The organism is Stenotrophomonas maltophilia group sp. Smal13 (assembly GCF_030236855.1).
Taxonomy (GTDB): domain Bacteria; phylum Pseudomonadota; class Gammaproteobacteria; order Xanthomonadales; family Xanthomonadaceae; genus Stenotrophomonas; species Stenotrophomonas maltophilia_A.
Map to the genome: position 1 here is coordinate 1 of NZ_JASJSQ010000164.1, position 2,794 is coordinate 2,794.

Below are 2,794 nucleotides of genomic sequence, written 5' to 3' on the forward strand. Positions count from 1 at the left end.
ATCGCCCGGACCGGTGCCGCCGCCATCCCCGCCCCCCTCGCCCGGGTCGGGCGTGGTAGGCGCCGGGTGGACATTTGTGGTGCACGTGGCGCCGGTAGGCGTGAACAGAATGCCAATCGGAGAGCCTGCATAGACAGAACCCTCGTATGCGCAGCCATCGCTGCAGACGGAGCCCATTCCACCAATGCCTGTACCCTTCCACCCGGTCTGCTCTGGCCGGGCCGAGCATTTCTTGGCCGATGGGTAGGAGTACTCAAGCGCTGTTGCCTCACGAAATGGGAACGTCATGTAGGTGTACATCGTGCCCCTGAAACTCGAGATCCCGCCGCTTGCAGGCACGACCGTACATGCGTCCTTGATCCTAACGCCGGGGTTGGATGCGGCCCATGCCTCGGTCACGCCTTGGAACATCTTGCACTCGGCAAATGCGGTGCCTTCGTCGCACGTTGCGTACTTGCCGGCCACCAAACACTGCTGGACGGCAGCGAGCGCGCCCCATGAAATAGAACCCGCAGCGACGAACAGCACCGCAGCAAGAAATCGCTTCACTGGCTCGCCTCATTAAACGCCAATGCGACGGCGTGACCAGCAAGGCCGCCAATGAATGCAAAGACCATGCACACAAGCATCGTCAATCCTCCCTTTCCAGTGCGCCGCAGAAGACACACTCTCCGCCGTCATAGTCATGGCCGGTGTCAGCGCACACGACCTCTTCAACGTCACCCGACTCATCGTCGGCGTGTTCGTCCGCGTCTTGGTCCTCGCGGTCCTCAAAGAAGCCTGCGATCTTGTCGACGCACCATCGACCGAACCAAGGGAGTGCCATCAATGTGCCGGCACCGACAATTGCTGCAACCACCTGTGCGACGGATAGCCCGAGGAATACCCCACTGAAGTCCATCACCCACCCTTAGTAGTCAATGACGATGCGGCACTCCAAGCACCACAAGTTCCCGTCGTCCAACACAATCACGTCATCACCGCCACACTCAGGGCACCAGTCGTCCTGGCATTCCTCGGCGTTGACGTCATCGGGCTGTGTCTGCATAGGAATCGGGGCCGGTTTCCCAGCCCCTCCCCGTTACGATTCTTCCGCGATCAGCGGAAGAAGGTGGCGACCTTGTTGGTCGCCCAGCGGGCGAAGCCCGGGGACGCCTTGATGGCACCGGCACCAATGATGGCGGTAACGGCACTGGTGGCTGCGAGGCCGGTCAGGATGCTGTCGAAATCCATTGCACTACTCCTTCTGTGATGCGCGATCTGCGCGGGAAATGGGTGGTCAATCCCGTTCTGTACTGACCGACTTCACGACGGCGCCCACGATGTAGCCCAGCACGTTCAGTGCAAGAACCAACGTGAACACCCCCGAGAACCAACCAGTAGCCACCTCAGGTTCGGGCCACTGGAATAGATCGATGAGAATTGAGGCCTGTGCGTGCTCTGCCGCTGACACAAGCACATACCCACCACACTGCGATGCAGGCTCCCCGGTGGGTACGAGCGTCCCCTCAGCCGTCAGAGACACGCACACGGCCATGGCTTAGACCTTTGGTGCGGCTGCGGCCTTCGCCTGCAGCGGAACGAGGTCCACGTAACGCTTCAGCACCAGATCGCCGTACTCGCTCAGTGCGAAGGACTGCGGATCAATGTCGTACTCGCCAGCCGGATACGGCGGACGCTGGCCGAGACCTACCCGAAAAGGCAGTTCGAAGCCGTTGCCCAGGTCAAGGCCTGCGGTCTGCGAACGATTGATGGTATTGGTCTTGGTGTTGTGCCGTTCTTCGACGGCAGCAGACTTCACGCGGCAGATAGGCATAGTTCTTCTCTCACATATCGATGGAGTGGTTCACCCTTGGCAATACCGCGAAACCGTCCGGGGTGACCGTCACGGAGGATGCGGCTCTCTGCGAAGTCGGCCCATGAATCGCCGAGCGCTCCGCGAAGGACGTTGAGGAAAGGCCCTACCTGTCGATGCGCCCACTCGATACCGGCTTCGACAGAGGTTTCCACTTGCTTTTGCAGCGTGCGCAGTCGCGTGCACACGCCCGTAATGAGGTTCTGCAAGGCGCTGTACGAACCCCGCAGATACGCGCCGGGGTTCAACAGCACGTCCAGCGGGATTTCCATGTGCTTGCCGTACAAGCGCACTTCCGCGCGGACCCAGCGTGAGGACGACAGGCCTTCAGCCTTGCCCTTCTCGTACACGCACAGTTCCTTGTGGCCTTTGCCGCCGACGTACAGCGTGCAGCCGGTGTTGTGGCCTTCATCGGAAATGAAGCGGTGACGCGGAGGGCATCCGCCCTCGGTAAATCCGCCCCGTGCGGCAACCTCGCGGAGCGCATGCACGTCCAGGCGTTCGCCTTCGTAGTCGTCGTGCGCGCAGTCAACGCGGGTGATCTTGGCGTCCAGCATGGCGCACTGCTTGTAGACGCGCGGCCAGTCACGAATCCACTTGCAGCCCATGCCGGTGAGGCTCAGGCACACGGTGCTCTTCTTGCCGCCAATGCCGACACGCCCGACAACCTCGTTTTCCCGGTCGATCAACACCGCCGACTGCTCGTAGAAGTTCCAGTTCTTCTCACGAATCGCACCGGCAACAACTTCGCCACGGAAGCCGAAGATGCGGAACATCAAGAGGTCGAGCTTCTTGCAGTTCACCTCTTCAAGGGCGGAGAGCGGGACCACAATGGTCAGGTAGTCGATAATTGCGTCCTGCTGACCCTTTTGGCCCGTGTTACTCCCCGGGCCAATCTCCGCCGCCGCCCGCTGCCCCTTTTGACCGGGCGAAAGCGGG

General features: G+C 61.2%; 4 protein-coding genes and 1 pseudogene. All 5 read right to left on the bottom strand.

Annotated elements, in window-relative coordinates:
* Positions 1-549: pseudogene (locus tag QRO95_RS25100) on the bottom strand (hypothetical protein); the annotation flags it as partial.
* Positions 550-631: 82 nt separating this feature from the next.
* The gene (locus QRO95_RS25105) at positions 632-901 is read right to left on the bottom strand and encodes a hypothetical protein (RefSeq protein ID WP_285303733.1); all 270 of its coding nucleotides are present in this window, start codon (positions 899-901) and stop codon (positions 632-634) included.
* Positions 902-1,098: 197 nt separating this feature from the next.
* Positions 1,099-1,233: a hypothetical protein gene (locus QRO95_RS25110; RefSeq protein ID WP_051007159.1), complete on the bottom strand. Its 135-nt coding sequence runs from the start codon at positions 1,231-1,233 to the stop codon at positions 1,099-1,101.
* Between the two features lie 307 nt (positions 1,234-1,540).
* On the bottom strand, positions 1,541-1,801 hold the full coding sequence (locus QRO95_RS25115; RefSeq protein ID WP_285303735.1) for a single-stranded DNA-binding protein: 261 nt from the start codon (positions 1,799-1,801) through the stop codon (positions 1,541-1,543).
* The coding region (locus QRO95_RS25120; protein ID WP_285303736.1) for a replication initiation factor domain-containing protein at positions 1,798-2,794 on the bottom strand (997 nt) is incomplete at its 5' end. The genes QRO95_RS25120 and QRO95_RS25115, both read right to left, overlap by 4 nt.

What these genes read in the sequence shown, in the direction of transcription:
- QRO95_RS25110 (WP_051007159.1), bottom strand. Translation starts at nt 1,233, where the DNA reads ATGGATTTCGACAGCATCCTGACCGGCCTCGCAGCCACCAGTGCCGTT.
- QRO95_RS25105 (WP_285303733.1), bottom strand. Translation starts at nt 901, where the DNA reads ATGGACTTCAGTGGGGTATTCCTCGGGCTATCCGTCGCACAGGTGGTT.